The following is a 22,251-nucleotide window of genomic DNA, read 5'->3' on the forward strand; positions in this document are numbered from 1 at the left end:
GTCGTTTCGAGTGTGGGGAGGCCCGGTGGACAAGCCACAGGTCGTGCTGGGGGTCAGCGGTGGCATCGCCGCCTACAAGGCCTGTGAGCTGCTGCGCCGGCTGACCGAGTCCGGCCATGACGTACGCGTCGTGCCGACGGAGGCCGCCCTGCACTTCGTCGGCGCCGCCACCTGGTCCGCCCTCTCCGGGCACCCGGTCTCCACCGAGGTCTGGACGGACGTCCACGAGGTGCCGCACGTCCGCATCGGCCAGCACGCCGACCTGGTCGTCGTGGCCCCCGCGACGGCCGACATGCTCGCCAAGGCGGCCCACGGCCTCGCCGACGACCTCCTCACCAACACCCTCCTCACCGCCCGCTGTCCCGTCGTCTTCGCGCCCGCCATGCACACCGAGATGTGGGAGCACCCGGCGACACAGGAGAACGTGGCGACGCTGCGCCGCAGGGGCGCCGTCGTCATCGAGCCGGCCGTGGGGCGGCTCACCGGTGTCGACACCGGCAAGGGGCGGTTCCCCGAACCCTCGGAGATCTTCGAGATCTGCCGTCGGGTGCTCGCGCGCGGTGTGGCCGAGCCGGATCTCGCCGGGCGCCACGTCGTCGTGAGCGCGGGCGGCACACGTGAGCCGCTCGACCCCGTCCGCTTCCTCGGCAACCGCTCCTCGGGCAAGCAGGGGTACGCCCTGGCCCGCACAGCTGCCGCGCGGGGCGCCCGGGTCACGCTGATCGCCGCCAACACCGGTATGCCGGACCCGGCGGGCGTCGACGTCGTCCAGGTCGGAACCGCCGTACAACTGCGTGAGGCGGTGCTGAAGGCGGCCCCGGACGCCGACGCGGTGGTCATGGCCGCCGCCGTCGCGGACTTCCGCCCGGCGGCGTACGCGACCGGGAAGATCAAGAAGAGGGACGGCCAGGAGCCGGAACCGGTCGCGCTGGTCCGCAACCCGGACATCCTCGCGGAGATCTCCGCGGAGCGGGCCCGCCCCGGCCAGGTGGTCGTCGGTTTCGCCGCCGAGACCGACGACGTACTCGCCAACGGGCGCGTGAAACTGCGGCGCAAGGGCTGCGACCTCCTGGTGGTGAACGAGGTGGGGGAGCGCAGGACCTTCGGTGCCGAGGAGAACGAGGCCGTGGTGCTCGGCGCCGACGGCAGCGAGACGCCGGTGCCCTACGGCCCGAAGGAGGCGCTGGCCGACACGGTGTGGGACCTCGTGGTTCCCCGGTTCCGGTGAACGTCTCAGTCATGTGAAATCCCGGCGGGCGGGGAATGTCCTGACTGCCCCGGCCGCGGCCTCGGGACCCGCAAGAACGGGCGTGGCGGCCCTGGCGAAAATCTAGCGTCATAGCGCAGAATGCCCGTGCCGCAGGTCACAGGCTTCCGAGAAGCGAGACAGATGGGCCTGCGGGCAAGCGCGACCGATAAACTGTTCGCGGACGACGCCGGGCGCAGCCCCCGGCCGTTCACCAATGATCAGCCAGCAGCCGCTGCAACCTCAGGGAGCGTTGTGTCCCGTCGCCTGTTCACCTCGGAGTCTGTGACCGAGGGTCACCCCGACAAGATCGCTGACCAGATCAGTGACACCATTCTCGACGCGCTTCTGCGGGAGGACCCGAAGTCCCGGGTCGCCGTGGAGACGCTGATCACGACCGGCCTGGTGCACGTGGCCGGAGAGGTCACCACCAAGGCGTACGCGCCGATCGCGCAGCTCGTGCGCGACAAGATCCTCGAGATCGGTTACGACTCCTCGAAGAAGGGCTTCGACGGCGCCTCCTGTGGCGTCTCGGTGTCCATCGGCGCGCAGTCGCCCGACATCGCGCAGGGCGTCGACACGGCGTACGAGAACCGTGTCGAGGGTGACGAGGACGAGCTCGACAAGCAGGGCGCGGGCGACCAGGGCCTGATGTTCGGCTACGCGACGGACGAGACGCCGGCACTGATGCCGCTCCCGATCCACCTCGCCCACCGTCTCTCGCGCCGCCTCTCCGAGGTCCGCAAGAACGGGACCATCCCGTACCTGCGCCCGGACGGCAAGACCCAGGTCACCATCGAGTACGACGGCGACAAGGCGGTCCGCCTGGACACCGTCGTCGTCTCCTCGCAGCACGCCTCGGACATCGACCTGGAGTCGCTCCTGACTCCCGACATCCGCGAGTTCGTGGTCGAGCCCGAGCTGAAGGCTCTCCTGGACGACGGCATCAAGCTGGAGACCGAGGGCTACCGCCTGCTGGTCAACCCGACCGGACGCTTCGAGATCGGCGGCCCGATGGGCGACGCCGGCCTCACCGGCCGCAAGATCATCATCGACACCTACGGCGGCATGGCCCGCCATGGCGGCGGCGCCTTCTCGGGCAAGGACCCGTCCAAGGTCGACCGCTCCGCCGCGTACGCCATGCGCTGGGTCGCCAAGAACGTCGTCGCCGCGGGCCTCGCCACCCGCTGCGAGGTCCAGGTCGCGTACGCCATCGGCAAGGCCGAGCCCGTCGGCCTCTTCGTCGAGACCTTCGGCACCGCCAAGGTCGACGCCGAGAAGATCGAGTCCGCCATCACCGAGGTCTTCGACCTCCGCCCGGCGGCCATCATCCGCGACCTCGACCTGCTCCGCCCGATCTACGCCCAGACCGCCGCGTACGGCCACTTCGGGCGCGAGCTGCCCGACTTCACGTGGGAGCGGACGGACCGCGTGGAGGCGCTGCGCAAGGCTGTCGGCCTGTAGGGCCGGTTGTGAGGTGAGGCCCGGCGCCCTTCGGGGGTGCCGGGCCTCGCTGTTTCCCGCGCGCGACAGCGCCGCCGTGACTTCAGTCGGCGGTGTCGGTGGCCTCTGGTAGGAATGTGGCTGTGAGCAGCGGTGACGGGGATGGTGAGGGTGGGGCGGAGGGTGCGCCGCCTGAGCAGCTTGCGCTGATTCGGGAGAGCGTGCGCAAGGCCAACGTGCCGAAGGCGAAGCCGCGGACGTGGCGGGGGGCCGCGCTCGCCAAGGAACAGCCCGTCGCGCGTGTGCTCGTGGACAAGGGCGTGCTGCATCTGGACCGGTACTTCGACTACGCCGTCCCCGAGGACCTCGACGCGCAGGCACAGCCCGGGGTGCGGGTGCGGGTGCGGTTCGGGGCCGGGCGGCACCGGGTGCGTGAGGGGCGGCGTGAGGGTGGCGGGCTGATCGACGGGTATCTCGTCGAGCGGCTGGCCGAGTCGGACTACGCGGGGCCGTTGGCCGCCCTGGCCCAGGTCGTCTCGCCCGAGCCGGTGCTCAGCGAGGAGCTGCTCGGCCTCGCCCGTGCCGTCGCGGACCGGTACGCGGGCAGTCTTGCCGATGTGCTCCAGTTGGCCGTGCCGCCGCGCAACGCCCGTGCGGAGGGCAAGGCCTCGCCCGCGCCGCTGCCGGTTCCCGGGGTGCCCGATGCGGGGCCCTGGGCGCGGTACGGGCGGGGGGCGGCCTTTCTGGAGTCGCTCGCGTCGGGGGGTGCGCCGCGAGCGGTGTGGAACGCGCTGCCGGGGCCCGGCTGGGCGGAGGAGCTGGCGCGGGCCGTGGGCGCGACGCTCGCCTCGGGGCGGGGCGCCCTCGTGGTCGTGCCGGACGGGCGGGCCGTCTCGCGCGTCGACGCCGCGCTGACCTCGCTGCTGGGGGAGGGGCGGCACGCCGTCCTCACCGCGGAGGCCGGGCCGGAGAAGCGGTACCGGCAGTGGCTCGCCGTACGGCGCGGGTCGGTACGGGCCGTCGTGGGCACCCGGGCCGCCATGTTCGCGCCCGTGCGGGACCTGGGCCTCGTGGCGGTCTGGGACGACGGGGACGGCAGTCACAGCGAGCCGCACGCCCCTCAGCCGCATGCCCGTGAGGTACTGCTGCTGCGGGCCGCTCATGACAAGTGCGCCTTTCTGCTGGGGAGTTGGAGCTGCACGGTGGAGGCGGCGCAGCTGGTCGAGAGCGGCTGGGCGCTGCCGTTGGTCGCCGGGCGAGAGCAGGTGCGGGCGGTCGCGCCGCTGGTGCGGACCGTGGGGGACGGGGACCTCGCCCGGGACGAGGCAGCCAGGGCCGCGCGGCTGCCCACCATCGCCTGGCAGGTGGTGCGGGAAGGCCTGCGGCACGGGCCGGTGCTGGTGCAGGTGCCCCGGCGGGGTTACGTACCGCGGATGGCCTGCGCGCAGTGCCGGGCCGCCGCGCGGTGCCGGCACTGCGCGGGTCCCATCGAGTCGCAGGACGCGGGGACGCTGCGGTGTACGTGGTGCGGGCGGGACGAGCCCGCCTGGCACTGCCCCGAGTGCGGCGGGTTCCGGCTGCGGGCACAGATCGTGGGCGCGCGGCGGACCGCGGAGGAACTGGGGCGGGCGTTTCCGGCGGTTCCCGTGCGGACGTCCGGACGTGAGCAGGTGCTCGACACGGTGCCTGACGCGCCCGCGCTGGTCGTGAGCACACCCGGAGCCGAACCGGTCGCCGACGGCGGGTACGCGGCGGCGCTGCTGCTCGACGGCTGGGCGATGCTCGGGCGCCCCGACCTGCGGGCCGGTGAGGAGGCGCTGCGGCGCTGGATCGGCGCGGCCTCGCTGGTGCGACCGCAGAGCGCCGGGGGGACCGTGGTGGCCGTCGCCGAGCCGACGCTGCGTCCTGTGCAGGCGCTCGTACGGTGGGATCCCGTCGGGCACGCCGTCCGCGAACTCGCCGAGCGTGCCGAGCTCGGGTTTCCCCCCGTGTCGCGGATGGCGGCCGTCTCGGGAGTGCCGCAGGCGCTGGCGGAGTTCCTCGCCGCCGCCGAACTGCCCGGAGACGCCGAGGTGTTGGGGCCCGTGCCGGTGCATGTCACGGAGGCGGGTCGTCCTCGGCGGCCCGGGGCGCCGCCTCCGGGCGAGCACTGGGAGCGGGTCCTCATCCGGGTGCCGCCCGGCAGCGGAGCCGCCCTCGCCGCCGCGTTGAAGACCGCGCAGGCGGCGCGGATGGCGCGTGGGGGGAGCGAGCCCGTACGGATTCGGGTCGATCCGCCGGACATCGGGTGAGGCGTGTGGGGGCGTGGGCCGTGAGGTGCGTGGGTGCGTGGGTGCGTGAGCGGTGAGGCGTGGGGGCCTGGGTGCAGGGCCGCCTCCCGGGCCTGGCGGCGTCGGGAGGCGGACGGGGGGAGGAGGAAGGGAGGTCAGCCGTTGCGCGGCCCCGGGAAGGCGGTGGGCCTCACTTCCTCGCGGAGGGCGGAGCTGCCCGCCGTCGGCTGGGTCGGCATGGAGCGGGCCGCGGGGACCGTCGGCACCGGCATCGTGGGGATACCGGTGTTGACGGCCACGGTGTGGTTGCCCGCCGGCTCCGTGGCGCGCTCCGCCTCCGCCGCCGCCTGCGTGGTGGCCCGGCGGGCTCCGTAGCGGCGGTGCACCGCCTGCTTGGTGACCCCGAGGGCCGAACCCACCGCGTCCCACGAGAATCCCAGCGAGCGGTCGAAGTCCACCGCGGCCGTGACCAGGGTCTCGACGCTGTCTCGCAGCTCCTGGGCGAGGCGGACGGTCGGGGCGGGCGCGCGTCCGTAGACGACGAAGCCCGCGGAGGGGCCGGAGCGGCGCGGGCGGTAGACGTTGCCCAGTTGGGCGGTGAGCGTGCGCAGTGCGTCCACCTGCCGGCGGACCCGCTCGATGTCCCGCACCAGCAAGTGCAGGCTGGCCCGAGCCTGGGCGTCGTGGGTTGCGTGGTCGGCCATGAACAAGCCTCTCGAACCGGCGTTGAAAAGGATCGGGCCGCGATCGCGGCCCGCGTTGGTCAACTCTTTCTTGACCAACGCGTTTACGGGTGAGTGGTCACGCTGCGGGGGCGTAAGGGCATATGCACGGGGCGCGCCGAAGGGCGTACGCCCCCGGCGGAGAGTTGACCCACGGCGGGCTCCCCGGCCCGTACGTTCCCGCCCGCAGCGTCTGTGCGAACCGGCCGTACGACTTGGCTGTGCGAACCGTCTGCGCGAACCGGCCGCCGGCTGTGTGCCTCCCGCGTGGCCGGGCGCCCCGCATCCCCGGCGCCCGCACTCCCGGCGCCCGCGCCCTCGACGCCCCGCCCCGCATAGACTGGTGCGCTGTCCCGCACCCAAGCCGACACCGGCGTGCGCGCGGGGTCTGAAGCGTTCCTTTCCGAGAGGTCAACCGCCACCCATGAAGCTCGTCTTCGCAGGTACCCCCGAGGTCGCCGTTCCCGCTCTGGACGCCCTGATCGCTTCCGGGCGGCACGAGGTGGCCGCTGTCGTGACCCGGCCCGACGCGCCGGCCGGACGCGGGCGGCGGCTCGTCGCGAGCCCGGTCGCGGAGCGGGCGGAGGAGGCCGGCATCGAGGTGCTGAAGCCGGTGAAGCCGCGGGACGAGGAGTTCCTGGCCCGGCTGCGGGAGATCGCGCCCGACTGCTGTCCCGTCGTCGCGTACGGCGCCCTGCTGCCCCGGGTCGCGCTGGACGTCCCGGCGCACGGGTGGGTCAACCTGCACTTCTCGCTGCTGCCCGCCTGGCGCGGCGCGGCACCCGTGCAGCACTCGATCATTGCGGGTGACGAGATCACCGGCGCCTCCACCTTCCTCATCGAGGAAGGGCTCGACTCCGGGCCGGTCTACGGCACCGTCACCGAGGAGATCCGGTCCACGGACACCAGCGGTGACCTGCTCACCCGGCTGGCCTTCGCCGGCTCCGGGCTGCTCGCCGCGACCATGGACGGCATCGAGGACGGCACCCTGAAGGCCGTGCCGCAGCCCGCCGACGGCATCACCCTGGCACCGAAGATCAGCGTCGAGGACGCCCACGTCGACTGGACGGCCCCTGCGCTGCGCGTGGACCGGGTCGTACGAGGGTGCACGCCGGCCCCCGGTTCCTGGACCGTCTTCCGGGGTGAGCGGCTCAAGCTCATCCAGGTCGCCCCGGTGACCGACCGCGACGATCTCGCCCCGGGCGAGCTGGCCGTCGGCAAGAACAACGTCCACGTGGGGACCGGTTCGTACGCCGTCGAGCTGCTGTGGGTCCAGGCCCAGGGCAAGAAGCCGATGCGCGCCGCGGACTGGGCTCGCGGGGTGCGGATCGCCTCGGGGGAGCGGGTCGGGGTCTGACCCGGCGGGGCCCGGGACGCCATGGTCGTCCGGGCGTCCGGGACGTCCCGCCCCGCACTACCACCGTCGGGACACCGATGCGGGCCCGCCCGGCACCTTCGACACCGCTACGAGCCCCCGCCACCGCCGCGAGCCCGGCCTCGGCCTCGCGGCGTAGGCTGACAGACGTACCTTGTTTACCGGATCCGGAGCACCTTTTTCGTGAGTGAGCAGTCCCGTCCGCCGCAGAAGACCGGCAAGCCCCACCGACGTCCCAAGAAGGACCCGGTCCGCATGCTCGCCTTCGAGGTGCTGCGTGCCGTGGACGAGCGGGACGCGTATGCGAACCTCGTGCTGCCGCCACTGCTGCGGAAGGCGCGCGCGAAGGACGACTTCGACGCGCGGGACGCGGCCCTGGCCACCGAGCTGGTGTACGGGACGCTGCGCGGGCAGGGCACGTACGACGCCATCATCGCCGCCTGTGTCGACCGGCCGCTCCGCGAGGTCGATCCGCCGGTGCTCGATGTGCTGAGCCTGGGCGCCCACCAGTTGCTCGGCACCCGCATCCCGACCCACGCCGCGGTCTCCGCCTCCGTCGAGCTCGCCCGCGTGGTGCTCGGCGACGGGCGGGCCAAGTTCGTCAACGCCGTACTGCGCAAGGTGTCGAGGCACGAGCTCGACGAATGGATCGAGCAGGTCGCGCCGCCGTACGAGGACGACCCCGAGGACCATCTCGCCGTCGTCCACTCGCATCCGCGGTGGGTCGTCTCCGCCCTGTGGGACTCCCTCGGCGGCGGTCGCGCCGGGATCGAGGACCTGCTCGAAGCCGACAACGAACGGCCCGAGGTGACACTCGTCGCCCGGCCCGGCCGGGCCCGCGTCGACGAACTCCTCGACGTGCTCGGCGAGGAGTCCGCGCTGCCGGGCCGCTGGTCGCCGTACGCCGTGCGGCTCTCCGAGGGCGGCGAACCGGGTGCCATCGAGGCCGTGCGGGAAGGCCGGGTCGGGGTTCAGGACGAGGGCAGCCAGCTCGTGGCCATCGCGTTGGCCAACGCGCCGCTCGACGGGCCCGACAAGGCGTGGCTGGACGGGTGCGCCGGTCCCGGCGGCAAGGCCGCCATGCTGGCCGGGCTCGCCGCCGAACGCGGCGCCGTGCTGCTCGCCTCCGAGAAGCAGCCGCACCGCGCCAGGCTGGTCGCGAAGGCGCTCGCCGGAAATCCCGGGCCCTACCAGGTCATCGCGGCCGACGGGACCCGTCCGCCGTGGCTGCCCGGCACCTTCGACCGCGTGCTCATGGACGTGCCCTGCACCGGGCTCGGCGCCCTGCGCCGCCGTCCCGAGGCCCGCTGGCGGCGGCGCCCCGAGGACCTGGAGGGCTTCGCCCCGCTCCAGCGCGGACTGTTGCGCACGGCGCTCGAATCCGTACGGGTCGGCGGCGTCGTCGGTTACGCGACCTGCTCGCCGCACATGGCGGAGACCCGGGCCGTGGTGGACGACGTGGTCAAGCAGTACGACGCCGAGCTCATCGACGCCCGCCCTCTCCTGCCCGGCGTACCGGCACTGGGCGACGGTCCCGACGTACAGCTGTGGCCGCATCTGCACGGGACGGACGCGATGTACCTGGCGCTGATCCGCAGGACCGGGTGACCGCACCGGACGACGCGGCCTGATCCGAACGACACCGCTGGGCCGAACAACACCCCCTAGTCCGGGCGTGCGGCGGGTTCCGGGGCCGGGGTCCCGGCCGATGCCGGGGGTGGTTTTCCGCCGTTCTCGTGCGCCAGCCGGTGCGGCCACCACACCTTCGGGCCCACGTCCAGGAACAGCGACGTGACCAGCACCGACCGTACGACGAAGGTGTCGAGCAGGACGCCCAGTGCCACCGCGAAGCCGATCTCCGCGAAGGCGACCATCGGCAGGGTGCCCAGGGCGGCGAAGGTGCCCGCCAGGACCAGTCCGGCCGAGGTGATGACCGCGCCGGTCGCGGCCAGGCCCGTCACCACGCCCCTGCGGGTGCCCTGGTGCGCCGCCTCCTCGCGGATCCGGGTGGTCAGGAAGATGTTGTAGTCGATGCCCAGGGCGACCAGGAACACGAACACGAAGAGCGGGAAGTCCGTCGACTCGCCCGCGTAGTCGAAGAGGTACCTGAAGGCCAGCGCGCTGATGCCGAGCGCCGCCGCGAAGGACAGCACCACCGTCCCGATGAGCAGCAGGGGAGCCACCAGGGCGCGCAGCAGGACGAAGAGGATCAGCAGCACCACGATCAGCACCAGCGGGATGATCAGGATGTTGTCGTGGGTGGTCGCTCTGTCCATGTCGAGCAGGGACGCGGTACCGCCGCCCACCTGGGCGTCGGCGTCCGGGACGGCGTGCACGGCGTCCCTGACCCGCTCCACCGTCTGTTTCGCGGCCTCGCTGTCGGCGGGGGCGCTCATCGTGGCCTCGAAGAGGACCTTGCCCCCGGCCTCGGCCTTCGTGCCGGGCGGCAGGCCGAGCGAGTCGGGTACGACCCCCTGGGTGTCGGCCACCGCCCGGCGGACCTCGTCGGCCTGGCCGCTGTCGCTGACGACGACCAGCGGATCGCCGCTGCCCGCGGGGAAGTAGCGCGCGGACACCTCCTGGCCGACGATCGAGTCGGGTTCGCCGGTGAAGGCGTCGGCGTTGCTGATGCCCTCCGCGCGGAGCTGGATCAGGCCCAGCGAGAGCAGCGCGAGGACGGCCGCAGTCACGCCCCAGATCATCCGCGGGCGACGGGAGAAGGTACGGCCCATGCGGGCCCAGATGCCGTGCTCGGTCGGATCCGCGGAGCCGAAGTGCGGGATGACCGGCCAGAAGATCCAGCGGCCGAAGATCACCAGCAGGGCGGGGAACAGCGTCATCATCGCGACCAGCGCGACCGCGACGCCGATCGCGGCGACCGGGCCGAGGCCGCGCGTCGAGTTCATCTCGGCGGCCAGCAGCACCAGCATGCTGAGGACGACGGTGGCTCCGGAGGCCAGGACGGCGGGGCCCGCGCGGTGCAGCGCCAGCGCCATCGCCTCGTGGCGGTCCTCGTGGCGGCGCAGCTCCTCCCGGTAACGGGCGACCAGGAGCAGGGCGTAGTCGGTCCCCGCGCCGAAGACGAGCACGGTGAGGATGCCCGCGCTCTGCCCGTTCACCGTGAGGCCGGCGTGCTCCGCGAGGAAGTAGATCAACGCCTGCGCGGTGAAGAGCGCGGCGATCACGGCGAGGAGCGGTACGACGATCAGGGTCGGGCTGCGATAGGTGAGCAGCAGCATCACGATGACCACGGCGAGCGCCGAGAGGAGCAGCGTGGAGTCGATGCCCTCGAAGGCCTCGGAGAAGTCCGCGGACGTGCCGCCGGGCCCGGTGACGTGCACCGCGAGCCCTTCGCCGCCCTTGCCGGTCACCTCACGGATCGAGTCGACCGCGGGCGCGATCTCCTCCCAGCCCTTCTCGTCCATTGTGATGGGAACGAGGATCTGGGCCGCGCGCGGGTCGGTCTCCCGGTCGTAGACCGGCCCCCGGGTCTCCGCGCCGCGGATGCCGTGCGCGGTCAGCTGCCCGATCCGCGCCGCGTCCTCGGCGATCTCCGCACGGTCCTGTGCCGTGAGTCCGTCGGCGCGGGCGTACACGACGATCGCCGGGATCTGCTCGGGCCTGAAGTCCTCGGAGATCTGGAGGACTTGGGTGGACTCGGCGGAGCCGGGCAGCCAGGAGGCCGCGTCGTTGTCCTGGGCGTCGGTGAGTTTCTGCGCGAACGGCGCGGTCAGCACCAGCAGCACCAGCCACAGAGCCACCACCGCCCACTTGCTGCGCCGACCGCAGACGAGCCAGGCGATTCCCCGGCGTCGCTCTCCTGGGGCCTGCGGGCCCCCTGGGGCCTTTGGAATCTCTGGGACCTCTGGGACCGTCATGGCCACCCCCGTAGCCGCTCCTGGAGCCGGTGGGCCGCCCAGCATGGCATGACGCGCCGCGCCACGACATCCGCGGAACGGCCCAGGTCCGGACCGAGGAGAGCACCCGGCCCGGGACATGGCAGTCTTGGGGCATGGCCGTGCAGATCAACCCCAGCATCCTGTCCGCCGACTTCTCCCGCCTTGCCGAGGAGGCAAAGGCGGTGGAAGGGGCCGACTGGCTCCACGTCGACGTCATGGACAACCATTTCGTACCGAACCTCACGCTCGGGGTGCCGGTCGTAGAGTCCCTGGCGCGTGCGACGGACACACCGCTGGACTGCCACCTGATGATCGAGGACGCCGATCGGTGGGCGCCCCAGTACGTAGAAGCGGGTGCCGGTTCCGTCACCTTCCACGTGGAGGCCGCCGCCGCGCCGGTGCGGCTCGCCCGTGAGATCCGGGCCAAGGGCGCCCGTGCCTCCATGGCGCTCAAGCCCGCGACGCCCATCGAGCCGTACGAGGATCTGCTCCCCGAACTCGACATGCTGCTGATCATGACCGTCGAGCCGGGGTTCGGCGGCCAGTCCTTCCTCGACATCATGCTCCCCAAGATCCGGCGCACCCGCGAGTTGATCAGCAAGCACGGTCTCGAACTCTGGCTCCAGGTGGACGGCGGAGTTTCGGCGTCCACGATCGAGCGGTGCGCGGACGCCGGAGCCGACGTCTTCGTCGCCGGATCGGCGGTCTACGGGGCATCCGACCCGGCCCAGGCGGTACGTGCACTGCGCACGCAGGCTCAGGAGGTGACGGCCCGGGCGACTTGGGCGTGCGACCACTGACCGAAGGGAACGTGAACGCCGCCCATCCGGGCCGATCAAGTACGCCGGATCTGCAAGGATGAACGGCGAATCCAGAGTGTGAACAGCAGTGAGGAGATCGCCGTGTCGGGTATGTCGACGGGCCGGTCAGCCATGCGGATGGGACCCGCAGAGCTGGTGCAGGCGGCGGCCATGGCCCGCCGCTTCTACCTTGAGGGCAAATCCAAGATCCAGATCGCCGAGGAGTTCGGCGTCAGCCGCTTCAAGGTGGCCAGGGTCCTGGAGACCGCTCTCGAACGGGATCTCGTGAGGATCGAGATTCGCGTCCCCGCGGAGCTGGACGCGGAGCGCTCGGACGCGCTGCGCGCCCGATACGGCCTCAGGCACGCGGTCGTGGTGGAGTCCCCGGTCGAGGCGCGGGAGTCGCCCGATCCCGAGAACCTCGGCGAGGTCGCCGCGGACCTGCTCGGCGAACTGGTGAACGAGGGTGATGTGCTCGGCCTCGCCTGGGGCCGCTCCACCATCCACATGGCGGCGGCCCTCGACCGGCTCCCGCCCTGCACGGTGGTGCAGCTGACGGGGGTGTACGACGCAGGGACCGCCGAGCGCGGTTCGGTGGAGGCGGTACGGCGGGCCGCGCAGGTCTCGGGCGGCGACGCGCACCCGATCTACGCGCCGATGCTGCTGCCCGACGCCGCCACCGCCGCCGCGCTGCGCAACCAGACCGGGATCGCCCGTGCCTTCGAGTACTTCGACAAGGTCACGGTCGCCTGCGTGTCCATCGGCTCCTGGGAGGCGGGCATCTCGACGGTGCACGACATGCTCACCGAGGACGAGCGCTCCCACTACGCCACCCTCGGTGTCGCCGCCGAGATGTCGGCGCACCTCTTCGACGCCGAGGGGCGCCGGGTCGGGCGCGACCTGGGCGAGCGCTGCATCACCGTCGAGGCGGACCGGCTGCGCCGCATCCCCGAGGTCGTCGCGATCGCGGGCGGTCAGCGCAAGGCGGCCGCCATCGACGCGGTGCTGCGATCCGGGCTCGTCACCAGCCTGGTGACGGACACCTCCGCCGCGGACTACCTGATGACGGCGGGCCCGACGCCGCGTCCGGCGCTGAACCGAGCGGATCCGGACGGCCCCTGAGTCCTCGTACGACGCGCCGTGAGGGGGCGGCCGTGGCAGCATCGACATCATGTTGCCGCGGTTCGTCCCCCGTCTGCTCCCGGGCCTGCTTCTCTGCCTGGGAGTGCTGCTGGCGGGCTGCGCGTCGACGGACACCGGTGCCTCCTCCACGGCCACCGGCACCGTCCTGGCGGACGCGGCGGCCCCGTCCTGGGCCGGGGACCTGCCCACCGTCGCCGTCTCTGAGCTCCCGGCCCAGGCCCGCGAGACCCTCGCGCTCATCGACGACGGCGGCCCCTTCCCGTACGCCAGGGACGGCGCCGTCTTCGGGAACTTCGAGCGGGAGCTGCCGCGGCACCAGCGCGGCTACTACCACGAGTACACGGTCAGAACCCCCGGCGAGAGCGACCGGGGAGCACGCCGCATTGTCACCGGGCAGGGCGGCGAGATCTACTACACCGATGATCACTACAAGTCGTTCAGGGCGGTGCTGAGATGACGGACGACCCGCTCACGCCGGTGCTCGGCAGTAGCGCACCCGCCGGTGTCCTCTCCTGGCCCGCCCGGCTGCCCGTGGAGCCCGCGCTCCACGCGGCCCGTAAGGCGGGCTGGGAGACGCCGGTCCTGGACCTCTCGGGCGTCACGGACAAGGCCGGCCTCATGGCGGCCTGCGCCACCGCGCTGCGGCTGCCGGACTATTTCGGCGCCAACTGGGACGCGCTCGCGGACTGCCTCGGCGACCTCGCGTGGTGGCCCGCGCTGAGCGGCCGGCTGCTCCTCGTACAGAACTGGCAGGAGTACGCGGCTGCCTCGCCCGCGGACTGGCGGGTCCTCCAAGAGATCTTCGCCGACGCGGCGGCGCAGTGGCGGGAGACGGACACCCCGCTGGCCGTGGTGATGGTGCTGGCGGAATCCCCTTAGCGCGCGGTTCCGGGCGGGCTGTCGGAGGATGCCACGAACCGGGTGCGCCCCTGTCTGGAGGATCGGCCCGGGCCATACGGACCCGGCGTCGTGGGACAATGAAGTACGTGCTCTTCCCCCTGGCTGACCTGTCCGGGGGCCACCTCTGAACGACCGGGATGTGCAGCACGTGCGTTTCCTCAACGACATCCAGCCCCCGTACGACCTCACGTACGACGACGTCTTCATGGTGCCCAGCCGCAGCGCGGTCGGCTCGCGTCAGGGGGTGGACCTCGCCTCCCCCGACGGCACGGGCACCACGATCCCGCTGGTCGTCGCCAACATGACGGCGATCGCGGGCCGCCGGATGGCCGAGACCGTCGCCCGTCGCGGCGGGCTCGTGGTCATCCCACAGGACATCCCGATCGAGGTCGTCACCGAGGTCGTCTCCTGGGTCAAGGGACGCCACCTGGTGCTCGACACCCCGATCATCCTCGCCCCGCACCAGACCGTCGCCGACGCGCTGGCACTGCTGCCCAAGCGCGCGCACAACGCGGGCGTCGTCGTCGACGAGGAGGGCCGGCCGGTCGGTGTGGTCACCGACGCCGACCTCACCGGCGTCGACCGCTTCACGCAGCTCTCCGAGGTCATGGCCAAGGACCTGCTGCTGCTCGACGCGGATATCGAACCGCGGGACGCCTTCAACAAGCTGGACCAGGCCAACCGCCGGTACGCGCCCGCCGTCGACAAGGACGGCCGGCTCGCGGGCATCCTCACCCGCAAGGGCGCGCTGCGCGCCACGCTCTACACGCCGGCCACCGACGCGGACGGACGGCTGCGCATCGCCGCCGCCGTCGGCATCAACGGCGATGTGGCGGGCAAGGCCAAGCAGCTGCTCGACGCGGGCGTCGACACGCTCGTCATCGACACGGCGCACGGCCACCAGGAGTCGATGATCAGCGCGATCAGGACGGTCCGCGCGATCGACCCGCAGGTGCCGATCGCCGCGGGCAACATCGTGGCCGCCGAGGGCGTGCGCGACCTGATCGAGGCGGGCGCGGACATCATCAAGGTCGGGGTCGGCCCCGGCGCCATGTGCACCACCCGCATGATGACCGGCGTCGGCCGCCCGCAGTTCTCGGCCGTGAAGGAGTGCGCCGCCGAGGCGAAGAAGTACGGCAAGCACGTGTGGGCCGACGGCGGTGTACGGCACCCGCGCGACGTCGCCATGGCGCTGGCCGCGGGCGCGTCCAACGTCATGATCGGCTCCTGGTTCGCCGGTACGTACGAGTCGCCGGGCGACCTCCAGCAGGACGCCAGCGGGCGCCTCTACAAGGAGTCGTTCGGCATGGCGTCCGCCCGTGCGGTCAAGAACCGCACCAGCGACGAGTCGGCGTACGACCGGGCTCGCAAGGCCCTGTTCGAGGAGGGCATCTCCACCTCGCGCATGTTCCTCGACCCGACCCGTCCGGGCGTCGAGGACCTGATCGACTCGATCATCGCGGGCGTCCGCTCCTCCTGCACCTACGCGGGCGCCAACTCCCTGGAGGAGTTCGCCGAGAACGCGATCGTGGGCATCCAGAGCGCGGCCGGCTACGCCGAGGGCAAGCCGCTGCACGCCAGCTGGAGCTGACGGCGCGTATCCCCGTTCTCGTAGGGCCTCGTGCGCCTCGTACGGCCTCCGTGGTGCGACCGCGGGGGCCGTCGCCGTTCGGTGATCGGACCGTCAGGGTGCCTTGACGTCAGGCTGGCCTGACGGGACGCTGGGAGCATGACGACGCCCCAGAGCATCGAGCCGCAGTACACCCTGCTGACCGCCGTGGGCCGCCTCGACGAGCTGCGGGTGCGGGAGTCGCTCGCCGGGGCCGGCAGCGACGCCGAGGCGCTCGACCGGGCCGGCCTGCTGGAGGTGCTCGCGCTGAGCGAGGTGGTGGCCCGCAAGGCGGCGTAAGGGCGTCAGCTCACCGTCCGCGCGGCCCGTGAGGCGGGTGCCTCCTGGTCGCAGATCGGCGCGGCTCTCGGCACCAGCAAGCAGGCCGCCTGGGAGGCCCACAGCCGCTGGATCGACGCGCAGGCGGCGGCGTACGGGCGACCAGGACAGCTGGGCTTCGACGAGGACGACGAGGCGCGGGCGCGGGCGGTCGCCGGAGGGCCGGAGGAGGGGTGACCCGGTTTCGGCCGCTTCGGTGTCTGAGGGGCGCTGTCGGAAGACGACAGGCTGGGCTCGTGGTCGTCGGGGCTCGTGTACGTCGGCTTGGAGGCCGTCCCTTCGGAGGCCGGCTTCTTCTACGTCGCCCGGGGGTTTCTCCGAGCCGGCAGCCAGGGTGTGTGCCGGGCGGTTTCCGGTGTCGCTCGTGGGCGGCGGGGCGGGCTCGCGGGCGTCGGCTTCGGGGGGACGCCCGGGTAGTGGGAGGGTCGTCGCGCAACCATCGGAAGGCCCCGCGCAACGATCTGGCGTCGACACGCGATGAACGCAACGATCTTGCGAGGATGCGCAAGGTTGCTGCATTACGTCCGCGAAGCCGGGACTCGTAGGGTCAGGCGCTGTACTTAGTGTGGCGGGGACTCCGCTCGGCGGGTCCCTGCTGTCAGGGGTGCCGCCGGTTCCCGCCTCCTCCGACCGGCAGCGATGAAGGAGCCGACGCGTGCTCGACCAAGGCGCACCCCCGCAGTCCCGCCCCTCGCCCACCCCGCCGTCCCCGGGCCTCGGCGCGCGTCTCATGCGCCGCAAGCCGGTGGAACGGCTGGTGGCCGAGGGTGGCCAGGGCGAGGGAGGCTCGCTGCGGCGCTCCCTCGGGCTGTGGCAGCTGACCATGATCAGCATCGGTGCCACCCTCGGCACCGGCATCTTCGTGGTCCTCGGCGAGGCCGTCCCCAAGGCCGGCCCCGCGGTCACCCTCTCCTTCGTGATCGCCGGCCTCACCGCCCTGTTCTCCGCGCTCTCCTACGCAGAGCTGGCCGGCACCATCCCGGTCGCCGGATCCTCGTACTCGTACGCGTACGCAACGATGGGCGAGCTGATCGCCTGGATCTGCGGCTGGTGTCTGGTCCTGGAGTACGGCGTCTCGGTCGCCGCCGTGGCCGTCGGCTGGGGCGAGTACCTCAACGAACTGCTCGACGGGACGATCGGCGTCACCATCCCCGTCGCGTTCTCCGCGCCGCCCGGCGACGGGGGCTTCTTCAACCTGCCCGCGCTGATCGTCGTCCTGCTCGCGATGGCCTTCCTGCTCGGCGGTGCCCGGGAGTCGGCGCGCGCCAACACGATCATGGTCGTGGTGAAGGTCGCCGCGCTGCTGATGTTCTGCGCGATCGGCGTCCAGGGCTTCCGCTCCGGCAACTACGAGAACTTCATGCCGCTCGGCATGGCGGGCGTCAGCGCCGCCGGGGCCACGCTCTTCTTCTCGTACATCGGCTTCGACGCCGCCTCCACGGCCGGTGAGGAGGCGAAGAACGCGCAGCGCGACCTGCCCCGCGCGATCATGCTCTCGCTGGTCATCGTCACGGCGCTGTACGTCCTCGTCGCGGCCGTCGCCGTCGGCGCGCTGCCCTGGCAACGGTTCACCGACTCGGAGGCCGCGCTCTCCGGGATCATGGAGGACGTCACGGGCGACGCCGTCTGGGGCACACTCCTCGCCGCGGGCGCCGTCATCGCCATCGCCAGTGTGGTGCTGACCGTGCTCTACGGCCAGACACGCATCCTCTTCGCCATGTCCCGCGACGGACTGGTGCCCAAGGTGTTCTCGCGGGTTCACCCCAGGAGCGGGGTGCCGCGCGTCAACACCGTCATCGTGTCGGTGTTCTGCGGAGTGCTCGCAGCCGCGGTCCCGCTCGGCCGGCTCGCCGACGCCACCAGCATCGGCACTCTCTTCGCCTTCGCGTTGGTCAACATCGCCGTCGTGGTGCTGCGCCGGACGCGTCCGGAGATGCCCCGGACTTTCCGGGTACCGCTGTCGCCGGTGCTGCCCGCGCTGGGCTTCGCGTTCTGCGTCTGGATGATGGGCAGCCTCGACACCGTGACCTGGGTGGTCTTCGGGGTCTGGATGGCCGTCGGGCTCGTGTTCTACTTCAGTTACGGCTTCCGCCGGTCCCGTGTCGCCACCGTAGAAAAGTGAACCACCCGTAGTGCTGAACGATCTCGACGAACGCATCGTGCACGCCCTCGCCGAGGATGCGCGGCGCTCCTATGCCGACATCGGGCAACAGATCGGCCTGTCCGCGCCCGCCGTGAAGCGGCGGGTGGACCGGCTGCGTTCCAGTGGCGCCATCACCGGCTTCACCGTGCGGGTGGATCCGGCCGCGCTGGGCTGGGAGACCGAGGGGTTCGTCGAGATCTACTGCCGGCGCAACACCTCGCCGGAGACCATTCAGCGAGGTCTTGAGCGCTATCAGGAGGTCGTGGCCGCGTCTACCGTCACCGGGGACGCGGACGCGGTCGTGCAGGTCTTCGCCTCGGACATGCGGCACTTCGAGCGGGTGCTGGAGCGGATCGCGGGGGAGTCGTTCGTGGAGCGGACGAAGTCGGTGCTGGTTCTGTCGCCCTTGCTGCGCCGGTTCTCTTCCGGGTCGCCCACGTAGGTACGGCTGCTGCGCCGGTTCTCCTCGGGGTCGCGCCTGTTGGTACGGCTGCTCCGCCGGTCGCCCAGGCGGGTGCGGCTGCTCCGCCGGTCGCCTGCGCCGGTGCGGCTACTCCGCCGTCTTTCTCGCCAGCGCGTTGTTCCCTATCGAGTTGTGGACGCTGAAGCTCACGGCGTCCGAGCGGTAGCGGTCGTCGGACCGCTCCACCGGGCGGCCCTCGCGGGTGGTCGTGACGCGGCGGACCCGCAGGAGCGGGCTGGTGCGGCGGACGCCGAGGAGTTCGGCGTCCTGGGCGCTCGCCGCCACCGCGTCGATGACGTGCTCGCCGTAGGCGAAGACCAACCCCGTTTCCTCCAGCAGGTGTTGGGTGACCGAGGGGCAGTCGGGCTCGATGGCCTCGACGGCGGGGGAGATCCAGTCCGCGTACACGGTCCGCTCCAGCAGGACCGGCTCGCCGTCCAGGCCGCGGACCCGCAGTACGTGCAACACGGCGGTCTCCTCCGGCAGTTGGAGACGCACCGCGTCCTCCGCCGACGCCGGGCGGTACTCCTGGGCCACCACCCGGCCGGTCGCCTCCCGTCCCATCGCGCGCGCCCACTGGGCGAAGCTGCGCAGTTCGGCGAAGCTCTGGCTGCGGCGGCCGGCCAGCACCACTCGGCGGGCGCCCTGGCGTGAGCCGATGAGCCCCTCGGCGGTCAGGCTCGCGAACGCCTGGCGGACCGTGCCGCGCGAGACGGCGTACCGCGCCGCGACCTCGGTCTCCGCCGGAAGCAGACTGCCGACGGTGTACTCCTCGCGGTCGATCGCCCGCCGCAACTCCTCGGCGATCTCCTCGTGTCGGGCCGGCATGCTTCCCCTCTGACCAGTTGGTTGTGCACAGAGTGAGCAGCCTAGTCGAGGTGCGGAGCGGCCGGCGCGGGTGAGGATTGTCCAGGGAAACAGGGCTCAGGGTTTCGCCGGTGTTTACGAAGACGACATCGAAGGCGGGCCTACTGAGGGCAACTTGTTCAGACAAGTTTCCGTCCCGCCACACCCTCGCCCGTAATTCCTGGAGAGACCGTGTCCGTGTTCCTGCCGAGGACCGCAGTCCTCACCGGCGGCCTCGCCGTCGTCGCCGCACTGACCCTGAGCGCCTGTGGCGCGGCCCCCGAAGAGTCGACCACCGCCAACGGCAAGAGCGCTGCCACCGCGACCTCCGCCGAGGACTTCGGCGGTCTCGACGCCCTGGTGACGGCCGCCAAGAAGGAGGGCAAGCTGTCGGCGATAGCGCTGCCCCCGGACTGGGCCAACTACGGCGCCCTGATCGCCGGTTTCGAGAAGAAGTACGGCATCAAGATCTCCGTCGAGGCCCCGGACGGATCCAGCCAGGACGAGATCAACGCCGTCACCTCCCGCAAGGGCCAGGACCGTGCCCCCGACGTCCTGGACCTCGGCAGCTCATTCGCACTGAGCGCCGCCCAGCAGGGACTGCTCGCGCCCTACAAGGTCGCGGCCTTCGGTGACATCCCCGAGGGCCAGAAGGACCCGAAGGGCCAGTGGTTCAACGACTACGGCGGCTACATCTCCATCGGCTGCGACGCCAAGGCCGTCAAGACCTGCCCGACCACCTTCAAGGATCTGCTGAAGCCGGAGTACAAGGGCCAGGTCGCCCTCAACGGCAACCCCACCAAGTCCGGTTCGGCCTTCGGTGGCGTGTACGCGGCGGCCCTGGCGAACGGCGGCTCCTTCGACGACATCCAGCCCGGCCTGGACTTCTTCGCCGAGCTGAAGAAGAACGGCAACTACACCCCCGTCGAGTCCACCCCGGCCACGGTCGAGAAGGGCGAGACACCGATCAGCATCGACTGGGACTACCTGAACGCCGGTTATGCCGAGGAGTTCCAGTCCAAGGGCCTCGACTGGAAGGTCTCGGTCCCGGAGGACGGCAAGTTCTCCCAGTACTACTCCCAGGCGATCAACAAGGACGCCCCGCACCCGGCCGCCGCCCGCCTGTGGCAGGAGTACCTCTACAGCGCCGAGGGCCAGAACCTCTGGCTCAAGGGCTACGCCCGTCCGGTCCTGATGACCGCCATGGAGAAGGCCGGCACGCTCGACAAGACCGCCGCCGCCAAGCTCCCCGAGGTCTCCGGCACGCCGAGCTTCCCGACCGAGGACCAGCAGAGCAAGGCCAAGGAAGTCCTGTCCCAGGGCTGGGGCAAGGCCGTCTCCGGATGACCGCCACCCTCCCCGCGGTCGACGTGGTGCCCGTCGCTTCCCACAAGCGCGGGCGCCGCGTCGCCGGCTGGCTCCCCGTGGCCCCGCTCCTCGTCTTCGTGGCGATCGCCTTCGGGATCCCCGCCCTGGCCATGCTGAACGGCGCCTTCACGGTGAAGGACCAGGCCACCGGCGCCACTTCGTACAGCGCGGCCAACCTGACCGACTCGCTCCAGGGCGCCTACCTCACCGCCCTGATCGGCAGCGTCAAGCTGTCCGCCGTCTCCGCCTGCATCGCGACCGTCCTCGGACTGCCGCTCGCCCAGGCCGTGGTGACCTCGCGCTTCCGCGCGCTGCGCGAGGCCGTCCTCACCGCGTCCGGCGTCCTCGCCAACTTCGGCGGCGTCCCGCTGGCCTTCGCCTTCGTCGCCACCCTCGGCAACGCGGGCGTGCTGACAAGGCAGTTCGGCCTCGCCGACAAGGGCTGGAACCTCTACAGCTTCTGGGGCCTGGTCATCGTCTACCTGTACTTCCTGATCCCGCTGATGGTCCTCACCATCACGCCCGCCCTCGACGGGCTCCGCTCCCAGTGGCGCGAGGCCGCGCGGAACAACGGCGCCACCTCCGCGCAGTACTGGCGGCACGTCGCCCTCCCCGTGCTCGCGCCCTCGCTGCTCGGGGGACTCGTACTCCTCTTCGGCAGCGCCTTCGCCGCGTACGCCACGGCCGCGGCCATGGTCGGCAGCGCGGTCCCGCTGGTCACCCTCCAGATCGCCGACGCCATCTCCGGCAACGTCCTGGTCGGCCAGGAGAACGTGGCGCTCGCCCTCAGCCTCGACATGGTCCTGATCGCGGGCGTGGTGATGGCCGTGTACCTGCCCCTGCAACGACGGAGCGCGCGATGGCTCGCCTGAACCTCTGGCGGTGGGCCGTACTGGCCCTCGCCGGGCTGTACTTCCTGGTGCCGCTGGCCGCGTCCGTGATCTTCACCGTGGACGTGCCGGGGCAGGGGATCACCTTCGACGCGTACAGCGAGATCGTCTCCACCGAGGGCTTCACCACCAGCCTGGTGCTCTCGCTGGAGCTGGCCCTCGCCACCATCGCCGTGGTGCTGCTCCTGATGGTGCCCGCGATGGTCGCGCTGCGGCTGGGCGCGCCCCGGCTGCGGCCGGTCGTCGAGGTGGTGTGCTCGCTGCCGCTGGTCGTCCCGCCGATCGCGTTCGTCGCCGGGATCTCCACCGTCCTGCGGTGGGGCCCCGAACACCTCTCCCGCACACCGCTGTTCCAGACCTTCGTGGCGATCCAGAACCCGGACTTCCCCTTCATCCTGGTCCTCGCCTACGTCGTGATGGCCCTCCCGTTCGTGTACCGGGCACTGGACGCCGGGCTGCGCGCCGTCGACGTACGCACACTCGTCGAGGCCGCCCGAAGCTGCGGCGCCCCCTGGCCGCAGGCGCTTCTCCGGGTCGTGCTGCCCAACCTGCGCGGCGCGCTGCTCAACGCCTCCTTCCTCACACTGGCGCTGGTGCTCGGCGAGTTCACCGTCGCACAGCTGCTCGGCTTCCAGCCGTTCGCCGTGTGGATCTACAGCGTCGGCGGCTCGCAGGCGCAGCTGTCCGTCGCGGTGTCCGTGCTCAGCCTGCTCCTCACGTGGGCGCTGCTTCTCTCGCTCGCCGTGTTCGGCGGGCGCACCCGTACAGCACCCGCTTCGGCCTCCCGGGGATGAA

19 protein-coding genes are annotated in these 22,251 nt (G+C 71.9%); 16 read left to right on the forward strand and 3 right to left on the reverse strand.

Annotation, left to right across the window (positions count from 1 at the left end; translation table 11 throughout):
* Nucleotides 1-25: 25 nt before the first annotated feature.
* From coaBC to ACIP79_RS35445, 3 genes are all read left to right on the forward strand, one after another.
* Nucleotides 26-1,228 (forward strand): bifunctional phosphopantothenoylcysteine decarboxylase/phosphopantothenate--cysteine ligase CoaBC, encoded by a 1,203-nt coding sequence (gene coaBC / locus ACIP79_RS35435; protein WP_401230207.1) that lies wholly within the window; start codon nt 26-28, stop codon nt 1,226-1,228.
* 273 nt (nt 1,229-1,501) lie between these two features.
* Nucleotides 1,502-2,710 carry a methionine adenosyltransferase gene (gene metK / locus ACIP79_RS35440; RefSeq protein ID WP_383687223.1) on the forward strand — a complete coding sequence of 403 codons (1,209 nt, stop codon included), beginning with the start codon at nt 1,502-1,504 and terminating at the stop codon, nt 2,708-2,710.
* Nucleotides 2,711-2,832: 122 nt separating this feature from the next.
* The gene (locus ACIP79_RS35445) at nt 2,833-4,980 is read left to right on the forward strand and encodes a primosomal protein N' (protein ID WP_401230210.1); all 2,148 of its coding nucleotides are present in this window, start codon (nt 2,833-2,835) and stop codon (nt 4,978-4,980) included.
* A 134-nt stretch (nt 4,981-5,114) separates the two neighbouring features.
* On the opposite strand, the gene ACIP79_RS35450 is transcribed toward ACIP79_RS35445, so the two are convergent.
* Nucleotides 5,115-5,663: a hypothetical protein gene (locus ACIP79_RS35450; protein ID WP_383686072.1), complete on the reverse strand. Its 549-nt coding sequence runs from the start codon at nt 5,661-5,663 to the stop codon at nt 5,115-5,117.
* A gap of 442 nt (nt 5,664-6,105) precedes the next feature.
* On the opposite strand from ACIP79_RS35450, the gene fmt reads away from it, so the two are divergent.
* Both fmt and ACIP79_RS35460 read left to right on the forward strand, forming a co-directional pair.
* The gene (gene fmt / locus ACIP79_RS35455; RefSeq protein WP_401230213.1) at nt 6,106-7,038 is read left to right on the forward strand and encodes a methionyl-tRNA formyltransferase; all 933 of its coding nucleotides are present in this window, start codon (nt 6,106-6,108) and stop codon (nt 7,036-7,038) included.
* A 201-nt stretch (nt 7,039-7,239) separates the two neighbouring features.
* Nucleotides 7,240-8,664, forward strand: a complete 1,425-nt coding sequence (locus ACIP79_RS35460) for an RsmB/NOP family class I SAM-dependent RNA methyltransferase (protein ID WP_401230215.1) — start codon at nt 7,240-7,242, stop codon at nt 8,662-8,664.
* A 56-nt stretch (nt 8,665-8,720) separates the two neighbouring features.
* On the opposite strand, the gene ACIP79_RS35465 is transcribed toward ACIP79_RS35460, so the two are convergent.
* Nucleotides 8,721-10,820, reverse strand: a complete 2,100-nt coding sequence (locus tag ACIP79_RS35465) for an MMPL family transporter (RefSeq protein WP_401230217.1) — start codon at nt 10,818-10,820, stop codon at nt 8,721-8,723.
* A 248-nt stretch (nt 10,821-11,068) separates the two neighbouring features.
* Here ACIP79_RS35465 and rpe point away from each other — a divergent pair, with 248 nt between their 5' ends.
* The 8 genes from rpe (at nt 11,069) to ACIP79_RS35505 (ending at nt 18,331) form a co-directional block, all read left to right on the forward strand.
* The gene (gene rpe, locus ACIP79_RS35470) at nt 11,069-11,755 is read left to right on the forward strand and encodes a ribulose-phosphate 3-epimerase (protein WP_383686064.1); all 687 of its coding nucleotides are present in this window, start codon (nt 11,069-11,071) and stop codon (nt 11,753-11,755) included.
* A 78-nt stretch (nt 11,756-11,833) separates the two neighbouring features.
* Entirely contained in the window at nt 11,834-12,877 is a 1,044-nt protein-coding gene (locus ACIP79_RS35475; protein WP_383686061.1) for a sugar-binding transcriptional regulator, read from the forward strand.
* Nucleotides 12,878-12,926: 49 nt separating this feature from the next.
* Nucleotides 12,927-13,355, forward strand: coding sequence for a ribonuclease domain-containing protein (locus ACIP79_RS35480; RefSeq protein ID WP_383686059.1), 429 nt, complete (start codon nt 12,927-12,929; stop codon nt 13,353-13,355).
* The gene (locus ACIP79_RS35485; RefSeq protein WP_401230222.1) at nt 13,352-13,777 is read left to right on the forward strand and encodes a barstar family protein; all 426 of its coding nucleotides are present in this window, start codon (nt 13,352-13,354) and stop codon (nt 13,775-13,777) included. The genes ACIP79_RS35480 and ACIP79_RS35485 overlap by 4 nt, the downstream gene beginning before the upstream one ends.
* Nucleotides 13,778-13,946: 169 nt before the next feature.
* Nucleotides 13,947-15,389 carry a GuaB1 family IMP dehydrogenase-related protein gene (locus ACIP79_RS35490; protein ID WP_383686076.1) on the forward strand — a complete coding sequence of 481 codons (1,443 nt, stop codon included), beginning with the start codon at nt 13,947-13,949 and terminating at the stop codon, nt 15,387-15,389.
* Between the two features lie 138 nt (nt 15,390-15,527).
* Complete coding sequence (locus ACIP79_RS35495; protein ID WP_401230225.1) at nt 15,528-15,707, forward strand: hypothetical protein; 180 nt, start codon at nt 15,528-15,530, stop codon at nt 15,705-15,707.
* Between the two features lie 694 nt (nt 15,708-16,401).
* Entirely contained in the window at nt 16,402-17,868 is a 1,467-nt protein-coding gene (locus tag ACIP79_RS35500; RefSeq protein WP_401230227.1) for an amino acid permease, read from the forward strand.
* A gap of 10 nt (nt 17,869-17,878) precedes the next feature.
* Nucleotides 17,879-18,331, forward strand: a complete 453-nt coding sequence (locus ACIP79_RS35505; RefSeq protein WP_387188058.1) for an Lrp/AsnC family transcriptional regulator — start codon at nt 17,879-17,881, stop codon at nt 18,329-18,331.
* A 108-nt stretch (nt 18,332-18,439) separates the two neighbouring features.
* Here ACIP79_RS35505 and ACIP79_RS35510 read toward each other — a convergent pair whose 3' ends face one another.
* A complete protein-coding gene (locus ACIP79_RS35510) occupies nt 18,440-19,180 on the reverse strand; it encodes a GntR family transcriptional regulator (protein ID WP_401230230.1) in 741 nt (246 codons plus the stop codon).
* Nucleotides 19,181-19,390: 210 nt separating this feature from the next.
* Between ACIP79_RS35510 and ACIP79_RS35515 the strand changes: the two genes are divergently transcribed.
* Genes ACIP79_RS35515 through ACIP79_RS35525 form a run of 3 tightly spaced genes read left to right on the forward strand, consistent with a single transcriptional unit; the run spans nt 19,391 to nt 22,250 of the window.
* On the forward strand, nt 19,391-20,545 hold the full coding sequence (locus ACIP79_RS35515; protein WP_401230233.1) for an ABC transporter substrate-binding protein: 1,155 nt from the start codon (nt 19,391-19,393) through the stop codon (nt 20,543-20,545).
* Nucleotides 20,542-21,438 carry an ABC transporter permease gene (locus ACIP79_RS35520; RefSeq protein WP_401230236.1) on the forward strand — a complete coding sequence of 299 codons (897 nt, stop codon included), beginning with the start codon at nt 20,542-20,544 and terminating at the stop codon, nt 21,436-21,438. The genes ACIP79_RS35515 and ACIP79_RS35520 overlap by 4 nt, the downstream gene beginning before the upstream one ends.
* Complete coding sequence (locus ACIP79_RS35525) at nt 21,426-22,250, forward strand: ABC transporter permease (RefSeq protein ID WP_401230239.1); 825 nt, start codon at nt 21,426-21,428, stop codon at nt 22,248-22,250. The genes ACIP79_RS35520 and ACIP79_RS35525 overlap by 13 nt, the downstream gene beginning before the upstream one ends.
* Nucleotide 22,251 lies beyond the last annotated feature (1 nt).

Source organism: Streptomyces sp. NPDC088747 (assembly GCF_044751025.1).
Classification (GTDB): domain Bacteria; phylum Actinomycetota; class Actinomycetes; order Streptomycetales; family Streptomycetaceae; genus Streptomyces.

Excerpts from the sequence above, each read along its gene's own strand:
- ACIP79_RS35525 (WP_401230239.1), top strand. The coding sequence starts at position 21,426 with ATGGCTCGCCTGAACCTCTGGCGGTGGGCCGTACTGGCCCTCGCCGGG.
- rpe (WP_383686064.1), top strand. The coding sequence starts at position 11,069 with ATGGCCGTGCAGATCAACCCCAGCATCCTGTCCGCCGACTTCTCCCGC.
- ACIP79_RS35450 (WP_383686072.1), bottom strand. The coding sequence starts at position 5,663 with ATGGCCGACCACGCAACCCACGACGCCCAGGCTCGGGCCAGCCTGCAC.
- ACIP79_RS35510 (WP_401230230.1), bottom strand. The coding sequence starts at position 19,180 with ATGCCGGCCCGACACGAGGAGATCGCCGAGGAGTTGCGGCGGGCGATC.
- ACIP79_RS35495 (WP_401230225.1), top strand. The coding sequence starts at position 15,528 with ATGACGACGCCCCAGAGCATCGAGCCGCAGTACACCCTGCTGACCGCC.
- ACIP79_RS35520 (WP_401230236.1), top strand. The coding sequence starts at position 20,542 with ATGACCGCCACCCTCCCCGCGGTCGACGTGGTGCCCGTCGCTTCCCAC.
- ACIP79_RS35485 (WP_401230222.1), top strand. The coding sequence starts at position 13,352 with ATGACGGACGACCCGCTCACGCCGGTGCTCGGCAGTAGCGCACCCGCC.
- ACIP79_RS35480 (WP_383686059.1), top strand. The coding sequence starts at position 12,927 with ATGTTGCCGCGGTTCGTCCCCCGTCTGCTCCCGGGCCTGCTTCTCTGC.
- fmt (WP_401230213.1), top strand. The coding sequence starts at position 6,106 with ATGAAGCTCGTCTTCGCAGGTACCCCCGAGGTCGCCGTTCCCGCTCTG.